The sequence below is a fragment of the Microcoleus sp. CAWBG640 genome, from assembly GCF_020883015.1.
GTDB lineage: Bacteria > Cyanobacteriota > Cyanobacteriia > Cyanobacteriales > Microcoleaceae > Microcoleus > Microcoleus anatoxicus.
Window position 1 is genome coordinate 12,692 of record NZ_JAHRFC010000046.1, and the last position, 25,664, is coordinate 38,355.

Here is a 25,664-nt window from a genome sequence, read left to right on the forward strand (position 1 = left end):
CAAGAATTCTCGCCCTTGAGTCGAAGGGGGAGTATATCAAAATCGCAACACCATTGAGTTGATTCGGAATTTGATAGTTTTGAGGGGCTTCTTCCCAGTCTTGCTAAGCTGGGGGAAGCCTTTGTTTATATTTCCCGATTTCCTGATTTAATTGGCTGCACGGGGGAGTAATCCTATCGTTAATAGTTCGGCGGAATTCACGATGGACGAACAGCGTCGCAAAACTGATCTTAATATGCTCCGAGCGCTGCTGGAAAATCCTGGGGACTCAGGAACAGATTTGATTTTGAAGATTGACTCAAAGTCGATCGACTCTGAGTCTGTGGAAACGCTTTACTTGGAAGTGCCGCCACTGACACCAGAAGGTTTAGTCAAAGCGGCGAAATTTTTTCAGAAGGTGATTGCACCCTTAGAGCAAGCGCGGGAAAATGCTCAATTGCCAGCCACCCCCCAAGCATATCTCTCTTTTTTAGCAGAAGTATTGCAAACAGTGACGCGCAGCCCTGACTTGCACCAAGTCTACCCCCTGCTGAGAAATAATTTAGACAAACTTGACCAGAACTTTGCCCAACTGCTGCGCCAGTGGGCAAGTTCGGTACTGCCGGTGGCTACTTCTGTTGAGACAAGACGCCTAGGCGCCCTGATTGGCAATTTGAGCAAGGCCATCGGGCGGTTTCCCCTGGGTAATAAGGCAAATAATTTGGAAATCGAAATAGCAGGTTATGAAACAGTAGCTAAGGTGTTTACTCGCTCTTATTTTCCCCAAGATTGGGCGGTGCTGCAAAATAATCTGGGTAATGCTTACAGCGATCGCCTCAAGGGCGATCGGGCCCAAAATCTGGAACAAGCCATCGCTTGTTTTAAAAATGCTCTACAAGTTCGGACTCCCGAAAAGTACCCCGAACAGTGGGCGATGCTGCAAAACAATCTGGGTAATGCTTACACCGATCGTCTCCGGGGAGATCCCGCAGATAATCAGGAGAAGGCGATCGATTGCTATCAAAATGCCTTGCGAGTCCGCACCCGCGAGATTTTTGGCGGAGAGTGGGCCAGCACTCAAAATAATCTCGGCCGCGCTTACAGTCGCCGACTCCGAGGAGACAGGGCCCAAAATTTGGAACTGGCGATCGCTTGCTACTACAATGCCTTGCAAGTCTACAACCGCAAGTTGTCTCCCCGCCACTGGGCCACAACTCAAAATAATTTGGCCAATGCTTATTGCGCTCGCCTCCGGGGAAATAGAGCCGAAAATCTGGAATACGCTATCAACTGTTATCAAAGAGCTCTGGAAATACGCACTAGGGAAGGTTTTCCCGTTCAGTGGGCGACAACTCAAAGTAATTTGGGCAGGGTTTTGATCGATCGCATCAAAGGTGACAGAATCGAAAATTTGGAAATGGCGATCGCCTGCTATCTTGATGCTTTACAAGTTCATAGTAGGCAAAAATTTCCCGAACGATGGGCGACACTACAAACTTACCTGGGCAAAGCCTACAGCCTACGAGTCAAAGGTGAAAAAGCTGACAATATCGAATTAGTAATTAGTTGCTATCAAAATGCTTTGCTCTTTTGCAATCGCCAAAAGTTTCCTGAACGTTGGGCGATGTTGTGCGCTTACCTTGGCCGCGCTTTGAGCGAACATCTCAAAGGGGAAAGAAACCGCAACCTCAAAAGTGCGATCGCCTGCTATCAAAATGCTTTGAAAGTATACACTCGCACAAACTCTCCAGAGCGTTGGGCGATGCTGCAAAACCATTTGGGTCAAGCTTTTTGTGAATTGACGGATACCGAAAGCTCGTCTCACCTTCAAACGGCGATCGCCTGTTATCACAATGCAGGCCAAGTCTACACTCGCGAAACTTATCCCCACCGCTGGGCTCAAACTTTGTTTTATTTGGGTCAGGCTCACCGACTTAACGGTCAATTGCTCCGAGCTTACAGTGTTTTTGCTGCTGCTGTCGATACTGTGGAATTCTTGCGCTGCGAAGCTACGGTTGATTTGTTTGATGCCGGCGATCGATCGATGCCCCAGAAGCTAAAATTTACTCGCACCTGGACTCGACTCTACAAAGTCCTGGTACAAGTTTGCCTGGAACTGGGCGCAACTAAACCGGGCTATTATGCCAAAGCGCTGGAATACACAGAACGCCACAAAGCTCTGAATTTGGTAGAACTGCTGGTGAAATGCCAACTAACTCCTAAAGGCGACATCCCCCCAATCATTCGAGAGGAGTTGGAGTGCTTGCGACGGGAAATTATGGCCCAACAGCAGCACCAAGAACAGGGAGTTACTGATGGTGTGAGTGTCCTGATTTCCCCTGGGGATGATAGCCAAGGTTTGAACAGTGGTTCGCTGTTGGGGAACTCGGATTGTACGCACCTCAATCAACTCTGGCAGCAGTTGGACGGGTTGATAGCTAGGGAAGTGGAGCCAAAAGACCCTTTCTTGAGTTTAGTTCGTAAAGTTCAACCGATCGGGTTTCACGAAATTCGGGAATTGTTACCGGATGACAATTGTGCTGCGGTGGTGTGGGCTAGTTTGGGGGAGGTATTGGTCGCTTTTGTGGTTCTGAGTGATGCCACATCTCCCGCTGTACACGTATGTTCGACCAAAAATGCTTTGGATCTCGAAAATTGGATATCAGAGTACCATAGCGCTTATTCTGACCAAAAAGGTCGCTGGATCAATCAGCTCCAGGCTAGACTCAACCGCTTGGCCACGTTGCTGGAAATAGACCAAGTAGTTTCCCTGGTACCGGAAAATTGCGATCGGCTAATTTTTGTACCACACCGATTTTTACACGGTTTGCCCCTCCACGCTTTGCCCCTGGGGATGGGAGAGTTATTTTTTGAGGGCGTGACAAATTCTCGGTTTCCCGGAGGCGATCGTACCGGTTCGGATTTGGATACCCTCATCGGTTCAGACTTTTCTCAAGGTTCGGCTTTTAACAACCTACAACCACCTGGTACTTATTTGATCGATCGATTTGCCGGAGGAATTCGTTATGCTCCTACCTGTCAGCTATGGCGGTTGACACAAATTACGCGCAGCGGTGCTATTGGTAGATATCGACCCCGATTGCAGCAACTGGTAGCAGTTCCCAATTTTAATAAAGATGGTCTCTACAGCAATATTGAAGTCGCCCATATTTGCCAATATTTTTCCAGTGCGGAAGTTTTGCGTCCTAAGCAGATCAACAAACAAGCTGTTAAGAGTGCTGTTGCTGCTAATCTGCATGGGGATGTAGCAGTAACAACAGGACAGTTATCCTCGAAAAAAGTCGCTCATTTTGCTTGTTTAGCCTTGCAGAATTTGGCTTCACCTCTGAAATCATGTTTGTCTTTTCAAGATGATTGTTTGACTTTAGAGGAAATCTTTAATTGGGATTTTCGGCAATACTTTTTAGTCACTTTATCGGCTTGCGAAAATGACAAAAGTGTAGTCAGCCATGATGGTGACTGTGTGGGATTTGCGGCGGCATTGCTCTATGCTGGCACATCTACTGTTGTCAGCAGTCTGTGGAAGGTAAATGATGTTTCGACGCTGCTGCTGATGAGCAAATTTTATGAAAATCTGGCCAATTTTCCGAGGTTACAAACGGGAGATGTGGCTAACGCCCTCAATCATGCTCAAAGGTGGCTGCGAGATTTGAATGGCGAGGATTTGGATCTGCTGCTGGCTGATTTTCAACCTCAAATTTCCCAAATGTTCGACAGACTTCCTCAAAGTTCTCGCCTTAGTGCTGAAGCTTCTTTGCAACAAATTCGTAATCGCAAGCCTCATCCTTTTGCTAATCCTTATTACTGGGCTGCATTTACGGCTGCTGGGGTTTAGTTATTGGTTATTGGTTATTGGTTATTGGTTATTGGTTATATCAATTCCTCTATTCATCAGAATTATTCATTTCTCTCTGTGTTCTCTGTGTTCTCTGTGGTTAAATCATTCCGATGCAACCATAAACGATATTATTCGGTATTGATTATTAGTTGGTTCCTATTACTAATATCAAATTTACTTGCCCCAGGCGCTATTCCGATAACAAATCAATTAAAAACCCGACACCGACAAATTACTTAAAATTGTCAGTATCGGGTACAAATTAAACAATTTACCAGCAAAAGTTTAGGACTTTTTGCCAAAAACTTGTTCTTTTATGGCTTGAATTTCTTGACCTAATTGTTGACGGTTGGAAGAACGCAACAAATACCGATAGACAAACCATACGGTATATCCAATACCTATTAGCTCAAAAGTCGGTGCTAACAGAGGAATGTCATTAAGTTCATTTACTACGCCCAAAAGCACTTTCAAAGAAACAATCGACACTAAAATTAAACCGACGACTGTTAGCGGACTTTTGTACTGCTCGTAAAAAGCGCCGATATAAGCAGGAAGCTCGGACAAAATTGAGATAACTTGTTCTTTTATCTGCTGAGCTTGATTTGGGTTTTCTTCGGTGACAGTAACTTTTGTAGTACCGATCGAACTTTCTGTCTCATTACCCGTTGGAATTTCGGTGATGATCACAGTTGTTTCTGGTTCGTTTGATGAAGTCATTTCTTCACTCGCAATAGTTTTTGGTTGATTAGCGGCAGGTATTTCAACTGCTGCTGCGACTGTTGCAACAGGCGATATTTCGACTGCTACAACAGACGATTCGACTGTTTCCACCGTTGGTGCTTCGACTACTGTAACTTCTACTGCTGGTTCAACAGTCGGGGGTTCGACTGCTGTAACTTCCACTGCTGGTTCAACCACCGGGGTTTCGACGGTTTCTTGCACCGCAGTTGCGACTCCTGAAACCTCTGGTGCTGATGATGGTTCAACCACCGGAGTTTCGACTGCTGTAACTTCCACTGCTGGTTCTATAACCGGGGTTTCGATAGTTTCAATAGTCGGTGTTGCGACTGTTGAAATCTCCACTGCTTGGTGTTCTAGGGTGGGAGTTTCAGGAGGAGTTTCGGCTTTTGAGGTTTCTGGGGTAGGAGTTTGGGTCACTGCACCAACAACGGGTAAATTCAAGTTATTAATAGCTGTTTGTAAGCGGTCTCGATCCGTTCCTCGCTGGTGAAGGATTACCCAAGATTCTATCAAATCGGGGCCGTGCATTGCGCCGGTCAAAGCCGCTCGGAGCGATCGCATAATTAGCCCTTTGTTAAGATTTTTCTCTTTACTGAGCTTTTTAGTGATTTTCTGAGCTTCGGCCGATGTTAGCGTTGGATGACTTTCCACAACTTCTAGAACAGCTTGCAAAGCCTCTGCTACCTTTGGCTGCTGCAATTGTGCGATCGCCTCTTCTTCATATTCCACCGCTGTGGAGAAGAATACCTTGCACATATCAACAGCATCGGTTAAACGCACCAGACTCTGACTGATTAAAGTAGTTATTTGTTCAAGCCAAGGGCGATCGGCCACAGCATCAAACTCATAACCAGCTTTCTGCCAATAAGGTATCAGCAAATCAGTCAATTGTGGCACCGGCATTTTGTGCAGGTATTGACTATTGAGCCAATTTAGTTTATCCCAATCAAATTTTGCACCAGCTTTATTAACTCGATCGCAATTAAATACTGTGGCTGCTTCCGACAATGTAAATATTTCTTGCGTAGAATCCGGCGGAGTCCAACCAAGCAAAGTCATGTAATTGACCAAAGCTTCCGGGACATAACCCATATCTTTAAAATCAGAAATCGAGGTAACGCCATCGCGCTTAGAAAGTTTTTGCCCTTGGGTGTTTAAAATCAGTGGCGTGTGGGCAAATTCTGGGATTGTCGCCCCCAAAGCTTCGTAAAGCAAGATTTGTTTGGGAGTATTACCGATATGATCTTCGCCACGGATGACGTGGGTAATGGCCATGTCGATGTCATCAACGACTACGGCGAGGTTGTAGAGAGGTTGGCCAATGTCGCCGCCGATGGAAGCCCTAGCAATTACCATATCGCCGCCGAGGTCGCTACCTTTCCAGGTAACAGTATCGCGTACCATGTCGTTCCAGGAGATTGTGCGATCGTCCTCAATGATAAAGCGAATCACAGCTTGCCGCCCTTCAGCTTCAAAAGCTTCGCGCTGTTCGGGAGTCAAGTTGCGGTGGCGGTTATCATAGCGGGGAGCTTGTTTATTAGCTTTTTGTGCTTCCCGCATTTCGTCAAGTTCGGCTGACGTGGTATAGCAGCGGTAGGCGAGTCCTTTGTCTAGGAGAATTTGGACGGTTTGGCGGTATGCTTCCAAACGCTGGGACTGGAAAATTGGGCCTTCATCCCAGTTCATTCCCAGCCAAGTGAGTCCTTCGAGAATATTGTCGGTGTATTCACTTTTGGAACGTTCTAAGTCTGTGTCTTCTACCCGCAGGATGAATTTGCCGCCTTGGTTACGGGCAAACAGCCAGTTGAATACGGCGGTTCGGGCGGTACCGATGTGGAGGTTTCCGGTGGGACTGGGGGCTAGACGGACTCTGACGTTCATGTAGATTTTTGCTTTTAGATTGGGTGCGATTTACTGGCGCTTGACTTTGCTGTTGCTCAGAATACAAATTTTAGTATATGTGGCATCTTGTTGATAGTAGCATTGGGGGCGATCGATCCTAAATAGTCCTAGAGACAGAAACCCGGTTTTTTACCTCTTTGCTTCTCTTCCTCTGCGTCAAGAGCGTCCTCTGTGGTTCAATCCTCAAAAACCATTAATTCTTGTAAAATACTAATGCGCGTCTGTTTCTGCTCCCAGCGATCGCCTTTTACCCATGCCTACTGCCCAAACTGAATTCCCCGAATCTGTCGAAATTAAACCTGTACCATCCTGGCAAATAAAGCTTCTATACGACGGTGAATGCCCTCTGTGCGTGCGAGAAGTCAATTTTTTGCAGAAACGGGATGGCGGCCGAGGTTTGGTGGCATTTGTGGATATCACGGAGGATGACTACAACCCGCAAGCCCACGGCGGCATCGACTACGAAACGGCGATGGGGCGGATTCACGCGGTGTTACCCGACGGTACAACCATTAAAAATGTAGAAGTATTTCGCCGGATCTATGAGATTTTAGGGATGGGCTGGGTGTATGCTGTGACTAAGTTGCCGATGGTTGGGGCGATCGCCAATTGGCTGTACGGAATTTGGGCCCATTGGCGGCTACCTTTGACAGGAAGGCCGGATTTAGCGACGGTTATGGGCGATCGGGCTAAACGCCTTGAGTGCGATAATCCGAGTCGTTGTCGGGTGAATGATGATACTTAAATTAACTAAGGTTGTTGATTTTCGGGCGATCGCAACTGGTGCCTCACCCATACTCGAAAAGCATCAAGTATAGTCATATCATCCTCGGTTTCGGCCATCTGCAAAAATTGATTGATTATTTCTGAAGGAACAATCGGAAAAGTGTTACTGTACTGAGACAGCGCATATTCTCCGTTCTGAAGTTGAAAAAATTCTATACTCCCTCCGAGATATCTCCAAATTTCAGGAACTCCCAGGTTTTTGTAGATAGTAAAGCGATTAGTAGATGGACTGGTAAGATCGACTTCAATGATTAAATCAGGTGGCGGGTCGATTGATAAGTTAATTTTTCTGCCACGAATGCGATCGACATTTTGAATATAAAAACAGGAATCTGGTTCTGCACCCTGTTTTAAATCTTCACGATTCAGAGTTGTCGAACCAAATCCCTTACGTTTCAACTTTAATTCATCGCTTAAAGTAGTCACAAACTGTCTGAGTAAACAATTAAGAGTTTCATGCAAATCCGATGGCATGATAATTTCTAATACTTCTTGATAATAACAAAACCGCGAAGACCTGTTGTCTCCAGCTTCTGCTAACAAGCTTTGGTAAGTCTGCCAACTGATACTAGATATTAACACCCGTTGTGTGGTTTTTTCTGGGGAGGGATGAATGAGCGTCGCAGTCATGTTTGCCTCCTGATTAATCCAGAAAAAGGTTTATTACAACGCTAAACTTACGAGAGAACGGGACAGACGGGGCTCGAACCCGCAACTTCCGCCGTGACAGGGCGACACTTCCAGATCAAGCGCTCACCTGTTTTCAACTGTCCCCGCATAACTTGAAAATTACCACACACCTACTTAAAAGTCAAGAATCAAGAAAAAATAATTGAATATCGTACTTAGGTTCAGGGGCCTTGTCTGAGAAATTAATAGGCGCCGTGACACCTTCTAAAAAGTAGGCGTACTGGCCGTTGTTTATTGGATAATACTTTTTGTCCCAGTCAAGCGTATATCAGCAAGTTTTCGTATTTCAACCATTGTTCCTTCCCTCGTCTTCCATCAGACTCTTGAACTGAGCATAGGCTCGTTTCCAAGCTTCACTACCGCCCTTCTTACACTCCCACAATTTCTCGATCGTCTGGGTTTGGTTCAGTTCAGAACGAATTTTTTGGATCAACTCTATAGCCTGTTTTTTGGTCAAGTTCAGACTTGTGAACCGCTCCCCGTCCACAGCTAAAGTGTTACTATCTGGCTGGTTCACGGCTTGAACCGCTGGTTCTGCGGGTTCACCACAATCCAAAAGCCAAGCTCGTTTAAGCGCCTCTACCGCTTCCTCTTTTTCTGGCTTGTTTAGAATGCCCTCAGCCTCTATCCGGCGCTGTTGCTCAGAAATATAAGCACTGGTAGCCAGTTCATCAACAGCATCAGCCACGACAACAGCCTCACGCATAGACTCAAATTCTTCAGTCTGAGCTAGTTTGAGGGCAATCCGTCGGGATTCAAAGCAGCAAGCAAAACCGCCCATTAGAGACAGCCCAGTAACCCAATTGTGCAGCGGAATCTTACGGCTGAGAGTGAACGGTGGTGCTAGCCAAAGAATTAACCCAGAGGTTGTTAACGCGCAAACCTTCAAAATCTGCATAACATCACCCCCAAACCGAATAAAACAGCAGCTATGCCTGCAACCAAAATCCCTTGCAGGTCCAGGAGTGTGATGCGGAATTTCAAGCACAGCCAGTCGTCTAGTATCCAGCCTAGAACCCAACACAGAACTAGGATTAAGTACAAGGCTCTCACCAAAATCTGTAACCCAGAATTGAGCGACGCTATCCAGCAGAGAAAACTGGAAGCGATCGCACAACTCACAAAAGTGTTGAAAAGTGCGATCACCCTGCTCATGGTTTTGTCCCTTGTAGCTTGGCTTTAATTTCGCTGATGCGACTTTCGGCATTACTAGCTGCTTGTTCTAGCCCCATACCCAATCGAGCGTAAGCAGGACGCAAGCCGTGCAAGTGTTTACCCAGACGTGCGTCAGCGCGCTTTTTTACGAGTTCGTTGTCGGCAACCACGCCCTCATATTTGCGGTGGTGTTTGTGGACTTTGGCATCGGCTTCTTCAATCTTGCCCGCAGCCTCATAAGCTCGTTTGGCGTGACGTGCGCCCTCAGTTTTCTCCTTTGCCAGCGTCTTCATCGCATCGGCTTCTTCTTCTGTGAAGTAACGGGGTTTTTCGATGATGGGGACTGAGCGTTCACTTGCTGCGAACTTCCCAGGATTTAGCGGACTGATTGCGTCGGCACCGGTTGGGGCTAAAACGGTGGAATGGTTAATAGCGTGGCTACCATGAGCTAAACCGCCCGATTTCTCGTCATTTTTAAAGATTTTGTTCATGCGTCCCATTTATTTGGCTCCTATTTGAATGTTGATGCGGACTGGGGGGAATAGCTTGAGGAGGTTGATTTGTCGCCACATGGACATAGCCAGCACAAATACCCCTACAGAAGCGAGTGCAAGTGCGATTAGTTGCCCAAAATCAACCCAGTCAAAGAAAGTGGAATTATGGCGGGTAAAGTTGCAGACAGGAAAGGAACCGTCATTAGTCCAGTCAAGGGTGTCTACACTGTCTACAGCTTGTAGCTTAAGCAGTTCAGATGTTTTGTCTACACTGTCTACACTTGCAACTTTATTGGTGTCTACACTGTCTACAGCTTGTAGCTTAAGCAGTTCAGATGTTTTGTCTACACTGTCTACAGTCGCCGTCTCAAGGGATTCACCGTCAACTAGGTACAGTTCTAGCAACGCCTCCCATGTGGCAGTTTTGCTGAGTTTCCCAAACTGTTTGGCATCTTCATTGGTGAAACCGCGGTCGTAGGCGATCGCTTTGAGCTTGTCAATGCGACGGCTCATTGCTCCCCCAGTTCCGCCAATCTTAGGCGGGAAATTAGCTCCTGGTAAGCCGATTGCTCGGCTTCAAAAACCTCCAAAGCTCGCAAAGCACCACGGTTTTTAGCCGCTGTATTTTCCGCTTGATTCAAAATCGAATCTCGCTGGATAGCGATCCGTCTCTGCTCTGCGATCGCGTCCAAACTTGCTTGAAATCTCGCAGCCAAGGCAGTCGAACGGGAATTGCTATTTTGATATTCGGTCTCGATTTTTTGTTGCAAACTGAGCGAGCTACCAACAGAAACCGACAAGACACCAGAGACTTGGGTTGGTAAAGCGCTTTTTTTCAACCTCTCGAAAGTTTCGCTATCCCCCCCGATTAGAGCTTGCAGCAACTCCACACAGAGTTGCGAGTATTTGGTTTTTCGAGCTCTGCCGGTGCGAAGTTTTTCGACAGGAATTTGGTGGTCCAACAACTCGCCAAAAGCCCGAACAAATGCTGACTGGTCTAATCCACAAAAAAGCTTGGCTTCGGCAGAGGAAAACCACTTTTCGGGAACAGACGCTGGAATTGATTCACGGCAGTTAAAGTGATTTTGACTTTCTTCAACGTCAACAATTTCAAGATTCATAGGCTTTTCAATGGTACGCAAATCAGTTGAATCAATTCAAATTAATTCTGAATCGATTCAGAATCGATTCAGAATCGATTCAAGTCGATAACCCAACATTAGAAGAAATCAAAGTACCGAGGTACTGGTCAACGACCAATTATTGGTCGGTGACTAAAATTGATTTGAATCGATTCAAACTCACAAAAAAAAGCCCCATCCACAAGGGATGGGGCTGCAACTATTCAATCAGGGTATAACCGTGAGTAGATCTCACCCAAGAGCCTCTTTATATAAGGCTTTGGTTCTCGGTATTTGGGGTCGGATTCGGCCTTCAAATAGTTATAAAGACTGTATAACGGAATCTCTGTTTCTCTCGCGATTTTATAAACAGACCACTGCGTCAGTCGTCGAAAAGTTTTCGGGTCTAGTGATTTGTGTGATATATTTGTCATATCGCCTGCTTGGTTTAATCAAGGTGATCCGCCCCTGGCTGTTGACATCAGCGCAGGGGTATTTTAAATGGGCAAATCATGAAAAGACTCATCACCAACGATAGAGGCAGACAGAATTTTAACAAGATCCAGCACTTCATTGGTATCTTCAAAAAATTCTGGAGTCTCTAAGTTAGCAAAAAGCGCGTAATCATAAAGGTCAGCGTCGTCCATGAACTCGTTAAAACTACCACCAACTCTTGCAGTCCCGCAGATTGCTGTAAGCAAACCAAGTTTTTGCTCGATGCAGAGTTTTTCAAAATTATCCCCAAACTCTCTTCTCAAGGTCCAAGAAATATTGCACTTTGAGATGTCTTCTGTAGTCGAATTACTATCGCGAACAACCATTAACGTCATATTCTCCGCAAAAGCTAAGGTGATTAGGTTACAAAAAGGAGCTAGAAGGGGATGGGGTCGTAAGCCTCAGAGTCGTCAAAATTCGTGTCTTTCTCTGAGGCTGGAGGCTTTGGGTACTCACCCCTTAACTCGCGTAATTCACACATTTGGCTGTCAAGCTGAACTACCAAAATACCCGTCAATCGGATAGCAGCTTCAACGAGCCTGGGATATTGATCGAGTTCGTATTTACCAGAGGCAATCATTGCCGACAGTAATTGGACTGCCATAACCTCGCCGTGAGGTTGTGGGTAATTCGGATCGTCAAAATAGTCGCGAATTTTTAGTTTTTGCTCAAATGTAAGCTTTTCCATTTCGTCTGAAACTCCCACACTTTCCGTTTGTAGTCGTACACAAAACCACGAGATTTAACCTCGAAAAACAATTCATAAACCCTGACATCACTTTTAGTAGGAAACACCTCTAATGCCCGAAGGATTTTTGTTCTGAGCGCTGGGGTAATTCGTCTCCCGATCGTCAGCACATTGGTTGGTAGTAGGACGTTGTTGGCAGACGGCGAACCTTCGAGGTCGGGGTCGTTACCACCAAGTTTTGACCGAAAATCGACAGAATAGATCAACCGCAGGTATCGCTTGGCTGCGAGTTCGCCACATTCTAAGTCAGGATATTCGCTGTCGGCTGCAAAAAAAGAGGCGCATCGAGGAGAAATGACGTACATAAAATCACCTCACAAGCACCACCTACGATCGCTCACACTCCAGCGATAGCCCATTTTTTTGAGGTTGCCGTACAATACCAATCGATCCAAAGTCTTGCATCGAGGGAGGATTGCGATCGCCTGCTCGTATTTTTTGAGTTTGATTTTTGACATAATAGATTCAGAGGTTGGTAAGGAAAGGCGATCGCCGGATCTACCCAGAGCGATCGCCCGTAGCTTGGTTAGAGCGTTAATCTTGCGGCGTCACCCGCAAGTCTGGAGAGGCGTGTAGCGAACCTCAGTATTTGATTGTCAATAAGCTTGGTTAATAAAAATGTCCCAAAAATGGGACATTTTTATTGGGAGGCCGTCTTCCCCTCTGATTATTTTTGCCCTGGCCAAGAGCAAAATCGGCGGGGAATGACGACGGGCAAAACCGTTGATGCGCAAAGGTTTGTCGAAAACCTCAGCCCTACAAAAATGTCCCAAAAATGGGACGTTTTTCGCAGATTTGCGTGGTTGTGCGGTTTCGCTGACAGTTGAAATCGCTATAAAATCCAGAAATTGATACCTGGGCTTTAGTATGAACTTCAAGCGACGAATCGAATGGCGCAAATGGCTAGGAGTGGCGGGATGGGTAGCACTGGGCTACTTCATCGGGCGACCGGAACAACTCAGCCGGATGGCGCGGAATCTAGAGAATCACCTAGTCGGAGACCAGCGGTACATTGTACCTGTAAGGGTGAGAACCACAGATGCGCCGGTGTTAGTGCACAGGCAACCACCAATAGTTGCGAGTGCGCCACAAGGTCATAGTTGGAATCAGTTTTCTGACTCGCAAGGGCGGTTTTCTGTGCTGGTGCCATCTGTGCCGATCAAACAATCGACAGAACGAGACGGGCAGTCTTTCTCTGTAAAAACCGCAAACGAGTTTTACTCCTTCAGTTACTCAACAAATTTCCCTGGTGCGGAGCTAATTACAGAGCGAGGCAAGCAAATGATGATGGAAAGAGCGGTCGATAAAGTTGACTTTGAGGAATTCACCGTTATAGGTAGGCGGAGTTTTGGTCTAAATGGAGTCCCAGGCGTAGAAATTCATCTACGACACAAAGATCCTAATGCGCCCATCATGATCACTAGAAAGATGTTTCTAAATGATCGGATGTATATGTTGAGTGCAATGACTCCCTTCCCTCAAAACGCACAGACATTTTTGAGTTCGTTTCGCCTGCACTAGACGGCAGTGCTAGACAAAACAACAGACCGTAATTTCAGCCTCCCCAGACACTAACTGGGGAGGTTTTCTATTTAGTTTTCAAGGTTCGGCGAAACCAAGACTCTCGATTCCTCACAGCGAGACAAACGCAAAGTTACAAACGCATGAATCACCTCGTCGGCAGTGCAGTCATAAATCTGCATAATCTTCGGAACCAACAACAGGTGTGGCGAAGAGATACCTCTTTCCCATTCACTGATTGTTGATTCACGGACTCCAAGAAGGTCGGATACCTGTCTTTGCGTTAGCTTTACTCGTTTTCGTAGGAGCACAGGAGTTAATACTTGTTTTCTTTCTTGTGTCATAGTATAGTAAATCTAACGGAAAAGCGCAAGTGATTTATCGCAAGAGCTTTTCCGCTAGTCCAGATAAACAACAAAGTAGGCAGGCTGATGATTGGCGTCCGCAGCCTGCCTACTACAAATATAAGAGTTTCCGGCAGCAGACCCCTTTCGCGACTAGCCCTGTAAGCCCTGATGAGCGTGAGCAGCGAGAAACTGTCGGTTCCGGTAACTCCACAGCACAACCAAATCAAAGATATCTCTTGTCTGCGCTTTTTACGTAGACAAGCCCGCCACCTAGAAAAATAATTCCGTGAAAATGCGGAAACCACAAATCGGGTCATGTGCCGTTTCGACACCAGCAATCCTGATTTCTACGGGCAACCAACGAACACCCCCCGACAAGCCGCCACCACCGGGAAGCGGTCGCAGGGATTTCAGTAGTGAGGTAACACCATGCGGTAAGACGATTGTTTTTTGAATTGAAGAAATTACAGCGTTTTTTGCGCGATCGCACAGCTTCCGTGCGATCGCCTTCCTCTCAACCTAGGAGTAACAAATGAAGACACAAATAAGCTTAGTTTTTGACGATTTGACGACCAAGTTAGCAATCGTGGAAGTGCGCAAGTTGCCGAAAGTAATCCACTGGAAAGGCAATTATTTCGCTCAAACAGATGCCAGTCAATTCTGCTACGTGAAGACAACTGGCGAAGACTTGACGAATATTGAAACCCCAGGGTGGCAAATTCTGCCTCACCGAGAAGACTACAAATAGCCTCCAAAACCTGTCGCGATCCACTCCTGTAGTGCGATCGCTTTCCCTTCATTAACCCCACCAGAAAGAAGAGAAATGCTAGCAACAGAAACGCCAAAAGCCAGTCGGACTCCCACAACTGAAATGGGTATCAAAGAAGCTGAAGAGATAACGGCCACCATAAAAAACGGGTTCGAGAACCTGGGTGCAAAACTCCTTGAAGCAAGAGAACGAAAAGCCTACAAAGCACTGGGTTACAGAAGCTTTGAATCTTACTGCCTGACAGAATTTGGCAAATCAACCTCCAGTGCTTACCGGATTATTGAAAATCAGAAAGTGATCGACGAACTGGAGGCAGAAGTAGCGCGACAGTATAACGAACTGGTATCGCTAAAAATCACCGGACCGCAAGTCCAACTGCTCAAGAAACTGCCAGAGGTAGGAAGTAGGTTACAAGCAATAGAATTTGCACAAAAGCTGGCAAAATCAGAAGAAAGAAACCCCACAACCAAGCACTTAGAATTAGCAGTTTACAAATTTTCTAACAAGCCAGAACACTACAGAGATGCAATTCAAGACATTTTCAGTCAAGGCGTAAGGGTAGAGGTACTGAACACGCCCAAAACCAGCAGAGGAACGGTTAGAAAAGTCGATAAATTCGGTCAAATCTATGTCGAATTAGACGACAGTGGAGTCAAGCCAGTTTGCTTTGAAGCTCACGAATTAAGGGTTTTGAAAGATTCAGAAAAACCTTCAACCCCTTTAAACGACAGCATCGCTAGCAAGGGAGATAGGGTCGTTTTGTTTGCGAAGGGTTTAGAGGGGAGACAGGGAGAAATTTACACGTACAAAACCGGCAAAAAAGCCTTAGTAGTTTTAGACGGGGTGACACTGCCGATCGACGTAGCTTACTCCGAGTTAGAGCTAGTGAAAGAGACTTATAACACAAATTCTGACACAGATAAAAGTTGGGATGAAAATTTAGTTTGGGAAAGTGGAAAAAATACTTATTACTACTTCCCTAACGAGGACAAAATCTATAGCAATCGCTGGCCAACCGGACTAACCCTAACGCCTTACTCACACCGTGGGACACCAGCAGAATTCGTAAAGAATTGGGAGGAAAGATTCGCCGGACAAGTAGTGGAGTCCCTGGTCAAAGATTCTGACTTAAACAGCTTACTGATAGCTCAATTGATTGCTTTACCAGAACAGAAAAAAGAAAGTTTTGTTAGTAATTTGTTTAAAAGTTTAGCGCAATTTTTGCCAACCAATCACGCAAAATTAGAATCAGCGGTAGACACCGCTGCGGAAGTAGAGATTGAAAAACTAAGAAGACAAAACCAAGAGTTACAAGAGCAGTTAGTCGAGGCTGAGTCGGCAATAGTAGAAATGGTGGAACTTTGCCAAGGTGGAATCGAGCTAACACAGTCACCACAAAACCAGTTAGACAATCCTCTGCTCCATAGTGAACCACACCAAACGCCAGAAAACACGCCAACTAAAATCACTTTAGAGCCTTGGGAAGTTTGTCCGCCACAAGTAGGATTCCTTGTCAAGATTCGCGACAACGACGAGGATATGAGAATAATCGAGCTAGACACCCCTGACGGCAAAGTCCTCGTAGAAAATAAAAAAGGGGAGAGAATTGCGGTTTACTCCACTTTTATTCGCGTGATAAGAAAACAGCCGCTAGTAGAGGAGTTCCTCAAAAGAACAAGCAACCAAGAGAATGGTTTGTCTGAAGACTTGAAACGAGCAATAGAACGGGAAAGGTCTGCAACTCTAGAACGGCTAACAGAGTTAAACGACGTGATCAAAAAAGGGAAGTCAAAGAAGCCGACAGAAAGGGAAACTAGAAACTTAGCCTCGCTAAAAAGCAAGTTAGAAGATTTAGAGTTAATAACTGAATTCAAGACAGGTCAAACTGTGTGTCACCACAGGCAACCAATGATTTTCGGGAAAGTGGCGGGCATTAATTTTTCATCAGGAGGGATTCCCGGAGTCTGGGTCAAATACTTTAAAGACGGGGAACTTCAAAAACGCACAGTGTCTGAGGAAGTTAAAAAGCTAACAATTTTAGATTTTTAGCGGAGAAACCAGTGCAAACTTTACCAACTCTGCTATCAATTCCTGACGACTGGCCTCTTGTCCCGGTTAAAGGCAAGCGGCCGTATAAAAAAAATTGGACCACCCACGAATACGTTCGCCTAGAAATACTAGCCGAGCTAGAAAGTGGGAAAGCCACCGGCATCGGGCTGAAGCTCGGAAACGGACTGCTAGCAGTCGATTTTGACGGGGAATCTGCGGTCAATCTTTTAGTTAAATTAGCTGGAGAAAACAGCCTAGCAGAGTTTACCAGGACCACCGCATGGACTAGCGGCCGTCCTGGTAGGAAACAAGTCCTTTTCTCGGTACCAGAGAAAGATTGGAGCCGCTTAAGAAACCGAAAAATTTACACCGGCGTTACAGACCAGGACGGGAAAGGGGAGTGCCTAGAATTTCGGTGGCTGGGAACGCAGAGCGTTTTGCCACCAAGTCTGCACCCGGACACTGGCAAACCTTACTGCTGGCTAAATTCACCACTAAAAAATCCCCCGGTGTTGGTTCCCGACTGGCTGGTTGAAGTGTGTGAGAATTGGCACAGCGAGTATGTCAGCCCAGAAGACCTAGAGTTGGTCAGATTTCCAGCCAGACTTTTTGCCAGCTTTGGCCGCCAGTTAGCGGTTTGGCTCTTAGCCCGTCGGTTCGACAGCTCACGCTGGAACCACGCAGGCAAGTCCAAAGGTTCGGGAGTTGGGAAATTCACCCTACTGGCAGCCAGCAAGATTTTAAACAGGAGCCCCGGTCATGTCAGAAAACTACTAGGCTCAGCGAAAAAATCCGGCTTAGTTCGAGATTACAGGCAGTCAGGGGACTGGGTAACTGTTTACTACAGCAGTTTTGAAAAAGCGATCGCCCTCTCCGGGGTAGAAAAAATCGGCCCGATCGCGGCCGTAAGCATTGACCAATTGTGCAACCTGCCAATAATCGCCACAGAATTGGAGGCTCAAAGCTTGCAACGCTCTTCCTTGCACAGTCAGCGACAGGAAGAGCTGGGGCAAATAAAAGCTCAGGGCTTAGACCCTGGGCAAACTCCGACTGAAATAGTCAAACCGAGCGATCTGCACACCTGTGGCTATCCGGCGCGGGTACTGGGAAAGAGCGATCGGTTTTTCTATTGCAGTTCGGAATTCCGCTTCTACGGAGGCAGTCACGCTGCGATCGCACAGTCGCGGGGAATTTCCACCGCGACTGTGAGCCGCCACCTTTCCAACCGCTACCGGTTAAAAGCCTCCCCTGTCAGGAATTTCCGTGAGGAGTTGGTGCCGCTAGTCGGAAAACAGCTTCTGGAAAAAATTCCGCAAGTCAAGGGTTTGCCCCCAGGACTCTGCCAGGAGGAAGGACTGCTTTTCCTCAAAGGGGACTGGTGGAAGCCGCATTGCAAGGTCTACTTGTTAGATCACCGCCTTGTTGCCGCCAAAGTCCGCCGAAAAAAAGTCAAGCAGTTTTTAGATAAGCGAGACTTATAGGGGTAAAAAATTTTTCGGGGAGAATTAGAGGATAAGATTCTCTTATTAATTCTTGAATTTGGGAGCTTTGGAGGACTGAAGAGTTGGCCAAACATTTTTCAAAACAACCGGAACAAGGAAAAACAAAAACGATCACGGTTAAAAAGTGTCCCATTTTTGGGACACTTTCACCAAACCTCTAGTGGGGGTTTCGGGGCGATTTTGCTGCGTTTTTGAGACAATTTTGAGACAAAACCGCGATCGCCCATCACCGAAAATCGCTGAAACCCAGAGCCGATGGTGGGATTTGAACCCACGACCGTTCGATTACGAATACTTTGAAAAGTCAATCTGCCACTGAAAGCGATCGCATTCGTGACAGACGGCGTAGCGAAGCAATATGAGTCGATCTTGGCTCAACGCCTTAGCATCCTTCGATCGGCGGAACGAAGCATTTTACGGTCACAGCAACTCCGTCCGGGCCTAATTGTGCGATCGCAGCACGGACGCAGCGAATAGATCGAACAGCCGGGTCTAGTTTGACGGCACCACCTTTTGTGATCCGCAACTTCCCTTCAGAAGTTGACAAATTGTCAATCAAATCCAGAATCCTTTCCGCTTCTTCTTCTGTCACCGCACGGACACCCGATTTGATTTTGGAAGCACCCCACAGCAGCCGGCCGTAGACATTCCCCTTGGTATACAACAGGTTGTCGAAGTCGCGACACCATTCCAAATCTTCGCGGGGATTTGGAACCTGAGTGTGCCACAGACTGCCAGTTTGCTTGGGATAATTTTCCCCCCAGGTAAGTACCAATTGTCGCGGCACATCAAATTCCGCAAATTCGTCCCCTGGTTGTACCGGGTAACAAATAGGAGTCTCGCAAGCTTTAGCGTAAGCAAGCTTTTGTAACTCCGTCAGGGCCGTCATCTGGTTGGACAAGCCCGCAATCCCATCACCGTTGTAAAGTAAAACCTGCGTGCCACCGTCGCAATCGAAAAAGTCGATACTGCCAGCAATATCAGTGTCATCGCGATCGCAAACCTCTGTCAGTATTTTTTTATTTAATGCCGTCAGCTCAGCAACTTGATCACTCAATCCAAGCAAACCAGGACCGGAATAATCGTAGCTAAACACACTACTACCGCAGGCGTAAGTGCCGCCACCAAAAATTTCAGGAAATGACACAGAAGGCTCCATTTCGCAGATCTTCTTGAGTGCCATTTTGTTGATACCTAAAATCACTTCCAGTTGCTTGTGCAAGCCTACTAAACCAGGTCCAGAATAGCTGTAAGGAATCGTCGCACCGTCGCACTCTATCGAACCCGCATTTTTAAATTCTGGGAATCTGTCATCATCTTCTTTCTTCTTCTTCTTCAACTTATCACCAATATCTTTGCAGCATTTTTCTAATTCCTTTTTAGTCTCCTCCGCCGTTTTTTGAAGCTTCCCTAGCTTGGTCTCAATGTCGGGGGTAGGTAGGTCAGCAACAACAGTTAAAGTTTGCGGAACTTCCACTTGCATTGCCAACCCTTGAGGAACCTCCACTTGCAGTGCCAACCCTTGAGGAACCTCCATTTGCATTGCTAGTCCCTGGGGAACTTCCATTTGCATTGCCAACCCTTGAGGAACTTCCATTTGCATTGCTAGCCCCTGTGGAACTTCCATTTGCATTGCCAACCCTTGAGGAACCTCCATTTGCATTGCTAGTCCCTGGGGAACTTCCATTTGCATTGCCAACCCTTGAGGAACTTCCATTTGCATTGCTAGCCCCTGGGGAATTTCTACCTGCATTTTCAGGTTTAAATTTTTAATAGTTTCTGTCAAGTTCTCAAAAAGGGATTCCAAAATCAGAATCCCCAAAAGAACAGGAGCCACTGTCTCAATCATTGCCTCAGCGTTCAATTCTGGGATTTTGATTACACCTTCCAAGGTTGTCGTAATTAAACCCACAATCGGATTTAACAGATCAGTAATGCTAGACAGTATAGTTTTCGGCAGTTCTTGAAGTTGTTCCATTATTGGGGTAATCATTTTCATGATTTGTCCCAACAGCGGACTAAAGTCAGGGTTTTTCAGTTCCTGAACGTCCAAGTCTAGCTTTTTTAAATAATTAACAATTGGAGTTAACAAATTAACCCCGCCCTTATCAACTTGGTCGAGAGAAGTAAGTGTAGAAAGTCCTTGCCTGGAAGAATCGATCGGCCTCAAATTTATCCTGCCTGTTGCGCCACGAATCGGGGCAGTGAGGGCACCTCTGGGAGTTGTATCGAGTCCGGCAATGGGTGCTAGTTTTGGCGATCGCGAATCGTTAGTGGGTTCATCAAATTGAGGTGCGATCGGCGCGAAAGGATCAGTTCTCCCGGAAGTTTGGGTTTGAGTTTGTGGCTGGTATCGCGTCCGATTATCAAGCCTGGGGTCGCCGATGGGCGATCGTTTTTGAGGTTGCACTTGAGGCTTTTGATCTCCTTTCAAAGCCTGATCCACTTGAACTGCAGCAATCCCTTTCAATCCAGCAATAGCGATGACCTGTCCCACCTTATTACCAAGGCCAATGCCAGCCGTAGGAGCAGCACTCTTCAGTCCCAGCGGTATAGCACCAGTAACAACAGAAGCTTTTGCAGCAGCAGTTCCTGTAGCAGCCACTTTCGCGACAGGGACGATCGGTGCCACTGTTAGAGGGAGCACACCAATCCCAACCTTTGCCCCGGCAGCGGTAGCGGTAGCAGCTTTAGCAGCAGTGGCACTTTTGACTACACCAATGCCGATTTTGATAGCAGCCGGAACAAAAGCGAGTGGGGCTGGCATTGTTTATCCTCCGTTTATCCCATTCCAAAGGTTAGCCTCAGCGCGTTTTATTTCGTCGATAATTGGTTGTAAATCCGCATCAATTTCTACACCTTGCAGCATCTTATTTATTTGCTGCAATTGCTCAATAGCACGCACATCTATGTGGTCTCTGATAGCGTCAAACTGTTTTTGTTTCTGAGCTGTCAATTCATTCACTCGCTCGCTGACTATTGTAGCGATCATGTTGCAGTCACATCCGCACATTTTTCTAGGAGGGGGGGGAGGGGGTGAACCTGAGTCAGGGAGAATAATAGGGGGAGTGAGAGTCGAAAGATCGGGGTCAAAATCTATAGAGTGAAAGCGGAACCCGACAGTAAAGCGACTTTGACTGGGTGACTTGTAATATGTTTCATCGACTCCATAAGAGCGAGTACGCCGCGACGAAATAAACTCCAGCTTGGTTAGTTTGGCTGAAAGATAACTATGGCCTCCGGTCTGAACGTCGCTATCGATATTGCTTAAAACAACATTGCTAATATCAACGCTATCCATTCCTGACGCATAACTGAGGGGCGACACTATAGGTTCTCCCGTATAAAAAAAAACAACTTCACCTTCTTTAGTCCACTCGTAACTAAAAGGATAACGCTTGGTTTGAAGTATCTGCCTACATCTCAGCATTTTAAATTACATTAATTGTTTCAAGAAAAACAAATCCAGAGGTGCTATAGGAGAACCAAAACTATACTCTGAATAAATGTCTATAGGCGCAACAGGATTAGGTGGGTAGCCTTTCACAAACACAGGCTTTGTTGGTTGAATTGGTGAATAACCTCCCCTGGTGTGCCATTCCATTGTACTAAATACTTTTAAACTATAGTTGTTCAAAAAAACAACTGTATCTGTGTCTGGAGTGGTAATTCGCTCTAGGCTCTTACCGAAAGATTGTCGAACGCCCAATTCTTTTTCAATCTTGGGATTATTCAATCTAATTATTAAATCTAAATCAACCTGAGCCGATCGCCTAACACTATCCATCCCCGTCGGCGGGTTCCAAACTCCAAAATTGCGATTACCTTCTTTCCTCATACTTTCTCCGCTGAACTTACCCTTACAGAAGCCGATCCTGCGGTGCAAATAGCAGAAATTACATTTGCAGCTTGAGCCGAATCTATAATCAACAAATTCCGCAAAGGCAAAGGATGCGCGGAATTAACCAAGGTTGCACCAGAACCATACCTGATCCAAATCTCAGCAGATGGAAGCGACAACGATAAAGCATAGATTTTAACAATCCTTCTATTTGCATTCGCATTCAAGATAGTCGTCGAACTAGAAGATACGTTCACCGTTGTAACCACATCCTCGGTCAAACGCTCGTTAATCGTCGCCAATTGCCGATTAAGATTGTTGCAACAATTCATACAACATAATTGTAAACGATATTATTGTGGTCTTGCAAAAAGCTCGACTTCTCGACAACATAGCCTGTAATAGATACCCAGTCATTTTGCAAACCAACATCTGTGTTGTTTTGCAGCAACCCGTGTCCTCGATCGATCATCTTTGCGTGAATGCTCCAGCCAAACTTGATACCGTAAAATTCCAGATCGGTGAAAAATTCATTGACACCAGTGAGAAAAATTGGCTTCACACTGTACAAGTCAATCATCCCCACTTCAAAATCTTGGCCGCTGGGATTTCGTAAAGAAACCAGCAAACCTTTTTTGGGATTTGAGCGAAACAATTGATTCTTTTGCTCCTTCTGTGCCAGAGTGTCACTTGGCAAAATCATGGGAGCAAAAGTTTCAGTCAGCGAATCAATTTTGCAGGCGACGCGAATAACCGCCATGTGTCCCTGATAATTGATAGCGGTTCCCAGTACAGTTGCACTGCTCGGCGTATATAGAATCGCCTCTTGATTGCTAGTTGCTGGGGTGATTCGGGCTGCGACTTGAGCGACGCGATCGGGCATATCTATAGCCACATCAATCCCTCCGTCTAGCGCCAGAAAAACTCATAGGAGAACTGCTGTACGATGTTGAACGAGAAAAAGATGTGAGGGGAGCCGTTCTACTTGGTGCGACTTCCGGCGCTACAGAAACGAGAGCGGAACTCATGCCACCAATCTTCGGTTTAGCAGGCGCTGGTGCGCCACCAATTCCAAGAGATGCAGTAGCTTTTCCCACGAGCTGCTGACCACTTTTGACGGCTTGAGCGCCAACACCTAAAGCGGTGCTAACGGCCTTGCCTGGATCTTTTCCAAACTGAGAGCCAAACTTTTCAACAGCTTGCCCGTACTGATCGACTCCTTTTTCTAGTGCACCAACAAGCTTTTCTTCTAGCGGGCGAACTGCGGACTCGATCGCCGATCTCGTGAATTCTTGAATGCGAGCAACTTGTAGTTTCTTAGCTTCAGCAAAAGAAGTTCCGGGTGTCCACATTTCATGAGTCCCAGGGGCCTGCTCATCCGGTATGTAATTGGGCGGGTAAGGCTTGCCGGTTTTTGGATCTGTAATAATTGGAGGTCCTGCGGTGACAGTGCCAATTACCTGATAAGACTGCAATTGTGGTCCACCGATCGCTGTATAGCCCCCGCTAGAAGGATTGTACGTACCATAGACTGATTGAGAGCCTGCTGCCATAATTTCTCACTCGTGAAAGGAACCTAAAAAAACTAAATTGAATTAGGATTGGGCATTGCTACCGATCGCGGAACCAAAACCCTAATCTGAAAAACATACTGATCGAATGGTTTCGCCACACCGTCGGACACAACCTCAACTAAACTAATATCCGGTCCAAAAACAGACAATTGAGAATCTTGGCTAGTATCCTGTTCCTCCCAGAGTTTCAGCAACAAGCCAAGTATCAAACTTTCAGCAGTATTAATTGCTGCTGCAACTAGGGCAGTAAAAGCCGCCGGAGTGCGGACACTTCTGAGGTCAGCCTTATTGAAAGTAACTGCTGTCGCCGTCTGCGTAGCACCAGCTCCAAAAAAAGCAGTAAGCGGTCTATCTATTGCCATAATTAAATCAAGTTAGGATTGGGGAACGTAGAAACAGTATCATCCTGAAAAATTTCAATTTCCGAAAAATACCTTCGCTGCCATTTATTGAAGCGGAATTCGAGACTCTGCTCAAATGGCTTGATGACAAATTGAGAGTCTGTACTTTGGTCTTGATGTCTGAGCCACCGCAAAATCAAAGCAAGAGCTAACTGCTCACTGCGGTTGGTTGCAGCAGGAGTAAAATCATAACTAGGAGTAAGTCCGACGGGAGCTATTAAATCGTTTTTCAGGATTACCAAATTAGTCGCACTTTGAGTAAATCCTGATCCAAAAAAATTAGTTGTTAGCGGTTCACTTGGCATTAGAACATTACCACTCTAATTCTTGCGCTTGCGACAGCAGGAAGGGAAACACCACTAAGGTTTTCCACCCACAAAGTAATCTGACTGTTTGACAACCAGACTGGCTGTATGCGGATATGCCTTTCCCCATTGGGAACCTGATTCCGAATAAAGAAACCTTGATAGGCTGACTCGAAATAGATAGGAATAGGAACGGAGACAACAAAACTCTGCCGAAAACCTGGAGGCATAGCAGGCAAATTCAACACAACATCAAACCGTCCTAAGACTTTAGCTATAGCCCCTGGGGATATATCCTGCGCATATTCAGCCACAATACTATTCGCAACAGACACCGTATTTACCGTACCGAACAACCGCCCCAGTCTCATCTGATCCCAGTTCACCCCATCTATCGGGGCAAGTAGACTCCTCAAATTCCCTGAATTCTCGGCCATGTCTTCTATCCCCAGGTACCTCCCATCTCCCTCAGCCTGGGTCAAGTAAACCGGGTGCGGATCGGCTGCTGCAACATGGGCTGTCACCGCTGCTGTTACTTCGACATCACGAGCGATCGCTGCGGGGATGTCCGCGTCGGTCAAAGCTGTAGCAGTCTGACGATACCTCCCATCCCCCTCAGCCTGGGTGAGATAAATAGGATGCGGATCGACTGCCACAATGTGAGCGTTAATAGCCGCTGTTGTCTCTGTGTCTCTCGCAATTCCAGCGGGAATTCTACTGTCTGGAATCTGAGAATTCAAATCAATTAGGTTACCCATTAATTCAGTACCGCTTCTGACACCAACAAAGAAGAAGTTCCTGTTGCAGTAATGCCACTTATAGCGCCTAAATAACGTGGAGAATTACTAAAATCCTCTTTCCACATGAATCCAGGATGAAGCGGTACTTCAAAAACGGTCGAACTCACGGTAGAGCCTTCACGTAGAAAAACCGTGGTGTTACCCGCATTGTAAATACTGTAAACAGCCCTATTGGAATTAGCAGGTAAAATTACTGAAGCTGTAGCAGTAGCGCTAACAGTAGTCGTAGTTTTTGGACCTCGGATGTCCTCGACAACATTAACACCCGATCTTGGGTTTAGGTCATAGAGCATAGTTACTAGACTGGCAGGTCAACAACATAAAGTTTTTTCTTGAAACTTACAGCGCACAATTCTTTTTTCTTGAGTAGTTGCAAAACCTGAGATTTGCTCAAAAAATACTTGGCGCAATAACTGCGAAGCGAAATACAAGTAGGCGGATCTACCTGAGTTCCGGCACTTAAGTAAAAAGTGCCGGGGTAAGTTTTAGGATGTATCTTATATTTTCTTCGCATTTATACACAATAAAAAAATTACCCGCCGAGTAACCGACGGGTAATATAAATTGATATTAAAAAAAATA

General features: G+C 46.2%; 27 protein-coding genes, 1 tRNA gene and 1 pseudogene. 6 read left to right on the plus strand and 23 right to left on the minus strand.

Features of this window, described 5'->3' with window-relative positions; translation table 11 throughout:
* The first annotated feature begins 202 nt into the window (after nt 1–202).
* Nucleotides 203–3,835, plus strand: a complete 3,633-nt coding sequence (locus AAFP11_RS20415) for a CHAT domain-containing tetratricopeptide repeat protein (protein WP_341738711.1) — start codon at nt 203–205, stop codon at nt 3,833–3,835.
* Between the two features lie 288 nt (nt 3,836–4,123).
* Here AAFP11_RS20415 and AAFP11_RS20420 read toward each other — a convergent pair whose 3' ends face one another.
* Both AAFP11_RS20420 and gltX read right to left on the minus strand, forming a co-directional pair.
* Nucleotides 4,124–4,558, minus strand: a complete 435-nt coding sequence (locus tag AAFP11_RS20420; RefSeq protein WP_341738750.1) for a CAAD domain-containing protein — start codon at nt 4,556–4,558, stop codon at nt 4,124–4,126.
* A 468-nt stretch (nt 4,559–5,026) separates the two neighbouring features.
* Nucleotides 5,027–6,463: pseudogene (gene gltX / locus AAFP11_RS20425) on the minus strand (glutamate--tRNA ligase); the annotation flags it as partial.
* A gap of 274 nt (nt 6,464–6,737) precedes the next feature.
* Between gltX and AAFP11_RS20430 the strand changes: the two are divergent.
* Nucleotides 6,738–7,229 (plus strand): DUF393 domain-containing protein, encoded by a 492-nt coding sequence (locus tag AAFP11_RS20430; RefSeq protein ID WP_341738712.1) that lies wholly within the window; start codon nt 6,738–6,740, stop codon nt 7,227–7,229.
* 5 nt (nt 7,230–7,234) lie between these two features.
* Here the strand turns inward: AAFP11_RS20430 and AAFP11_RS20435 are convergent, their stop codons facing one another.
* From AAFP11_RS20435 to AAFP11_RS20485, 11 genes are all read right to left on the minus strand, one after another.
* Nucleotides 7,235–7,900, minus strand: a complete 666-nt coding sequence (locus tag AAFP11_RS20435) for a Uma2 family endonuclease (protein WP_341738713.1) — start codon at nt 7,898–7,900, stop codon at nt 7,235–7,237.
* 58 nt (nt 7,901–7,958) lie between these two features.
* Nucleotides 7,959–8,044: transfer RNA gene (locus tag AAFP11_RS20440), tRNA-OTHER, on the minus strand.
* A gap of 202 nt (nt 8,045–8,246) precedes the next feature.
* Complete coding sequence (locus tag AAFP11_RS20445) at nt 8,247–8,858, minus strand: hypothetical protein (RefSeq protein ID WP_341738714.1); 612 nt, start codon at nt 8,856–8,858, stop codon at nt 8,247–8,249.
* Nucleotides 8,846–9,115, minus strand: a complete 270-nt coding sequence (locus AAFP11_RS20450; protein ID WP_341738715.1) for a hypothetical protein — start codon at nt 9,113–9,115, stop codon at nt 8,846–8,848. Before AAFP11_RS20450 ends, AAFP11_RS20445 begins: the two co-directional genes overlap by 13 nt.
* The gene (locus tag AAFP11_RS20455) at nt 9,112–9,606 is read right to left on the minus strand and encodes a hypothetical protein (RefSeq protein WP_341738716.1); all 495 of its coding nucleotides are present in this window, start codon (nt 9,604–9,606) and stop codon (nt 9,112–9,114) included. The genes AAFP11_RS20450 and AAFP11_RS20455 overlap by 4 nt, the downstream gene beginning before the upstream one ends.
* Before the next feature lie 9 nt (nt 9,607–9,615).
* Entirely contained in the window at nt 9,616–10,122 is a 507-nt protein-coding gene (locus AAFP11_RS20460) for a hypothetical protein (protein ID WP_341738717.1), read from the minus strand.
* Nucleotides 10,119–10,730, minus strand: a complete 612-nt coding sequence (locus AAFP11_RS20465) for a hypothetical protein (protein WP_341738718.1) — start codon at nt 10,728–10,730, stop codon at nt 10,119–10,121. Before AAFP11_RS20465 ends, AAFP11_RS20460 begins: the two co-directional genes overlap by 4 nt.
* 497 nt (nt 10,731–11,227) lie before the next feature.
* Complete coding sequence (locus AAFP11_RS20470; protein ID WP_341738719.1) at nt 11,228–11,560, minus strand: hypothetical protein; 333 nt, start codon at nt 11,558–11,560, stop codon at nt 11,228–11,230.
* Nucleotides 11,561–11,601: 41 nt separating this feature from the next.
* Nucleotides 11,602–11,913 carry a hypothetical protein gene (locus tag AAFP11_RS20475; protein ID WP_341738720.1) on the minus strand — a complete coding sequence of 104 codons (312 nt, stop codon included), beginning with the start codon at nt 11,911–11,913 and terminating at the stop codon, nt 11,602–11,604.
* Complete coding sequence (locus tag AAFP11_RS20480; protein WP_341738721.1) at nt 11,883–12,278, minus strand: hypothetical protein; 396 nt, start codon at nt 12,276–12,278, stop codon at nt 11,883–11,885. Before AAFP11_RS20480 ends, AAFP11_RS20475 begins: the two co-directional genes overlap by 31 nt.
* A gap of 9 nt (nt 12,279–12,287) precedes the next feature.
* Entirely contained in the window at nt 12,288–12,431 is a 144-nt protein-coding gene (locus AAFP11_RS20485) for a hypothetical protein (RefSeq protein ID WP_341738722.1), read from the minus strand.
* 409 nt (nt 12,432–12,840) lie between these two features.
* On the opposite strand from AAFP11_RS20485, the gene AAFP11_RS20490 reads away from it, so the two are divergent.
* From AAFP11_RS20490 to AAFP11_RS20505, 4 genes are all read left to right on the plus strand, one after another.
* Nucleotides 12,841–13,494: a hypothetical protein gene (locus tag AAFP11_RS20490; protein ID WP_341738723.1), complete on the plus strand. Its 654-nt coding sequence runs from the start codon at nt 12,841–12,843 to the stop codon at nt 13,492–13,494.
* An 879-nt stretch (nt 13,495–14,373) separates the two neighbouring features.
* On the plus strand, nt 14,374–14,589 hold the full coding sequence (locus tag AAFP11_RS20495; protein ID WP_341738724.1) for a hypothetical protein: 216 nt from the start codon (nt 14,374–14,376) through the stop codon (nt 14,587–14,589).
* Nucleotides 14,590–14,664: 75 nt separating this feature from the next.
* Nucleotides 14,665–16,659, plus strand: coding sequence for a hypothetical protein (locus AAFP11_RS20500; protein WP_341738725.1), 1,995 nt, complete (start codon nt 14,665–14,667; stop codon nt 16,657–16,659).
* 11 nt (nt 16,660–16,670) lie between these two features.
* A complete protein-coding gene (locus tag AAFP11_RS20505) occupies nt 16,671–18,140 on the plus strand; it encodes a bifunctional DNA primase/polymerase (RefSeq protein ID WP_341738726.1) in 1,470 nt (489 codons plus the stop codon).
* Nucleotides 18,141–18,543: 403 nt separating this feature from the next.
* On the opposite strand, the gene AAFP11_RS20510 is transcribed toward AAFP11_RS20505, so the two are convergent.
* Genes AAFP11_RS20510 through AAFP11_RS20555 form a run of 10 tightly spaced genes read right to left on the minus strand, consistent with a single transcriptional unit; the run spans nt 18,544 to nt 25,375 of the window.
* Nucleotides 18,544–20,928, minus strand: coding sequence for a hypothetical protein (locus AAFP11_RS20510; RefSeq protein WP_341738727.1), 2,385 nt, complete (start codon nt 20,926–20,928; stop codon nt 18,544–18,546).
* A gap of 3 nt (nt 20,929–20,931) precedes the next feature.
* Entirely contained in the window at nt 20,932–21,591 is a 660-nt protein-coding gene (locus AAFP11_RS20515; RefSeq protein WP_341738728.1) for a hypothetical protein, read from the minus strand.
* 6 nt (nt 21,592–21,597) lie between these two features.
* Entirely contained in the window at nt 21,598–21,999 is a 402-nt protein-coding gene (locus tag AAFP11_RS20520; RefSeq protein WP_341738729.1) for a hypothetical protein, read from the minus strand.
* Nucleotides 21,996–22,334 (minus strand): hypothetical protein, encoded by a 339-nt coding sequence (locus AAFP11_RS20525; protein WP_341738730.1) that lies wholly within the window; start codon nt 22,332–22,334, stop codon nt 21,996–21,998. The genes AAFP11_RS20520 and AAFP11_RS20525 overlap by 4 nt, the downstream gene beginning before the upstream one ends.
* Complete coding sequence (locus tag AAFP11_RS20530) at nt 22,331–22,897, minus strand: hypothetical protein (protein WP_341738731.1); 567 nt, start codon at nt 22,895–22,897, stop codon at nt 22,331–22,333. The genes AAFP11_RS20525 and AAFP11_RS20530 overlap by 4 nt, the downstream gene beginning before the upstream one ends.
* 1 nt (nt 22,898) lies before the next feature.
* Nucleotides 22,899–23,555: a hypothetical protein gene (locus AAFP11_RS20535; protein ID WP_341738732.1), complete on the minus strand. Its 657-nt coding sequence runs from the start codon at nt 23,553–23,555 to the stop codon at nt 22,899–22,901.
* 32 nt (nt 23,556–23,587) lie between these two features.
* Nucleotides 23,588–23,938: a hypothetical protein gene (locus AAFP11_RS20540; protein WP_341738733.1), complete on the minus strand. Its 351-nt coding sequence runs from the start codon at nt 23,936–23,938 to the stop codon at nt 23,588–23,590.
* 2 nt (nt 23,939–23,940) lie between these two features.
* The gene (locus tag AAFP11_RS20545; protein ID WP_341738734.1) at nt 23,941–24,282 is read right to left on the minus strand and encodes a hypothetical protein; all 342 of its coding nucleotides are present in this window, start codon (nt 24,280–24,282) and stop codon (nt 23,941–23,943) included.
* Complete coding sequence (locus tag AAFP11_RS20550) at nt 24,282–25,040, minus strand: hypothetical protein (RefSeq protein ID WP_341738735.1); 759 nt, start codon at nt 25,038–25,040, stop codon at nt 24,282–24,284. The genes AAFP11_RS20545 and AAFP11_RS20550 overlap by 1 nt, the downstream gene beginning before the upstream one ends.
* The gene (locus AAFP11_RS20555; protein ID WP_341738736.1) at nt 25,040–25,375 is read right to left on the minus strand and encodes a hypothetical protein; all 336 of its coding nucleotides are present in this window, start codon (nt 25,373–25,375) and stop codon (nt 25,040–25,042) included. The genes AAFP11_RS20550 and AAFP11_RS20555 overlap by 1 nt, the downstream gene beginning before the upstream one ends.
* Nucleotides 25,376–25,664 lie beyond the last annotated feature (289 nt).

What these genes read in the sequence shown, in the direction of transcription:
- AAFP11_RS20455 (WP_341738716.1), bottom strand. Translation starts at nt 9,606, where the DNA reads ATGAACAAAATCTTTAAAAATGACGAGAAATCGGGCGGTTTAGCTCAT.
- AAFP11_RS20460 (WP_341738717.1), bottom strand. Translation starts at nt 10,122, where the DNA reads ATGAGCCGTCGCATTGACAAGCTCAAAGCGATCGCCTACGACCGCGGT.
- AAFP11_RS20510 (WP_341738727.1), bottom strand. Translation starts at nt 20,928, where the DNA reads ATGCCAGCCCCACTCGCTTTTGTTCCGGCTGCTATCAAAATCGGCATT.
- AAFP11_RS20555 (WP_341738736.1), bottom strand. Translation starts at nt 25,375, where the DNA reads ATGCTCTATGACCTAAACCCAAGATCGGGTGTTAATGTTGTCGAGGAC.
- AAFP11_RS20445 (WP_341738714.1), bottom strand. Translation starts at nt 8,858, where the DNA reads ATGCAGATTTTGAAGGTTTGCGCGTTAACAACCTCTGGGTTAATTCTT.
- AAFP11_RS20545 (WP_341738734.1), bottom strand. Translation starts at nt 24,282, where the DNA reads ATGCCAAGTGAACCGCTAACAACTAATTTTTTTGGATCAGGATTTACT.
- AAFP11_RS20495 (WP_341738724.1), top strand. Translation starts at nt 14,374, where the DNA reads ATGAAGACACAAATAAGCTTAGTTTTTGACGATTTGACGACCAAGTTA.
- AAFP11_RS20520 (WP_341738729.1), bottom strand. Translation starts at nt 21,999, where the DNA reads ATGAGGAAAGAAGGTAATCGCAATTTTGGAGTTTGGAACCCGCCGACG.
- AAFP11_RS20415 (WP_341738711.1), top strand. Translation starts at nt 203, where the DNA reads ATGGACGAACAGCGTCGCAAAACTGATCTTAATATGCTCCGAGCGCTG.
- AAFP11_RS20475 (WP_341738720.1), bottom strand. Translation starts at nt 11,913, where the DNA reads ATGGAAAAGCTTACATTTGAGCAAAAACTAAAAATTCGCGACTATTTT.
- AAFP11_RS20485 (WP_341738722.1), bottom strand. Translation starts at nt 12,431, where the DNA reads ATGTCAAAAATCAAACTCAAAAAATACGAGCAGGCGATCGCAATCCTC.
- AAFP11_RS20500 (WP_341738725.1), top strand. Translation starts at nt 14,665, where the DNA reads ATGCTAGCAACAGAAACGCCAAAAGCCAGTCGGACTCCCACAACTGAA.
- AAFP11_RS20420 (WP_341738750.1), bottom strand. Translation starts at nt 4,558, where the DNA reads ATGACTTCATCAAACGAACCAGAAACAACTGTGATCATCACCGAAATT.
- AAFP11_RS20480 (WP_341738721.1), bottom strand. Translation starts at nt 12,278, where the DNA reads ATGTACGTCATTTCTCCTCGATGCGCCTCTTTTTTTGCAGCCGACAGC.
- AAFP11_RS20535 (WP_341738732.1), bottom strand. Translation starts at nt 23,555, where the DNA reads ATGGCAGCAGGCTCTCAATCAGTCTATGGTACGTACAATCCTTCTAGC.
- AAFP11_RS20470 (WP_341738719.1), bottom strand. Translation starts at nt 11,560, where the DNA reads ATGACGTTAATGGTTGTTCGCGATAGTAATTCGACTACAGAAGACATC.
- AAFP11_RS20550 (WP_341738735.1), bottom strand. Translation starts at nt 25,040, where the DNA reads ATGGGTAACCTAATTGATTTGAATTCTCAGATTCCAGACAGTAGAATT.
- AAFP11_RS20465 (WP_341738718.1), bottom strand. Translation starts at nt 10,730, where the DNA reads ATGAATCTTGAAATTGTTGACGTTGAAGAAAGTCAAAATCACTTTAAC.
- AAFP11_RS20450 (WP_341738715.1), bottom strand. Translation starts at nt 9,115, where the DNA reads ATGAGCAGGGTGATCGCACTTTTCAACACTTTTGTGAGTTGTGCGATC.
- AAFP11_RS20525 (WP_341738730.1), bottom strand. Translation starts at nt 22,334, where the DNA reads ATGAATTGTTGCAACAATCTTAATCGGCAATTGGCGACGATTAACGAG.
- AAFP11_RS20435 (WP_341738713.1), bottom strand. Translation starts at nt 7,900, where the DNA reads ATGACTGCGACGCTCATTCATCCCTCCCCAGAAAAAACCACACAACGG.
- AAFP11_RS20490 (WP_341738723.1), top strand. Translation starts at nt 12,841, where the DNA reads ATGAACTTCAAGCGACGAATCGAATGGCGCAAATGGCTAGGAGTGGCG.
- AAFP11_RS20540 (WP_341738733.1), bottom strand. Translation starts at nt 23,938, where the DNA reads ATGGCAATAGATAGACCGCTTACTGCTTTTTTTGGAGCTGGTGCTACG.
- AAFP11_RS20430 (WP_341738712.1), top strand. Translation starts at nt 6,738, where the DNA reads ATGCCTACTGCCCAAACTGAATTCCCCGAATCTGTCGAAATTAAACCT.
- AAFP11_RS20515 (WP_341738728.1), bottom strand. Translation starts at nt 21,591, where the DNA reads ATGCTGAGATGTAGGCAGATACTTCAAACCAAGCGTTATCCTTTTAGT.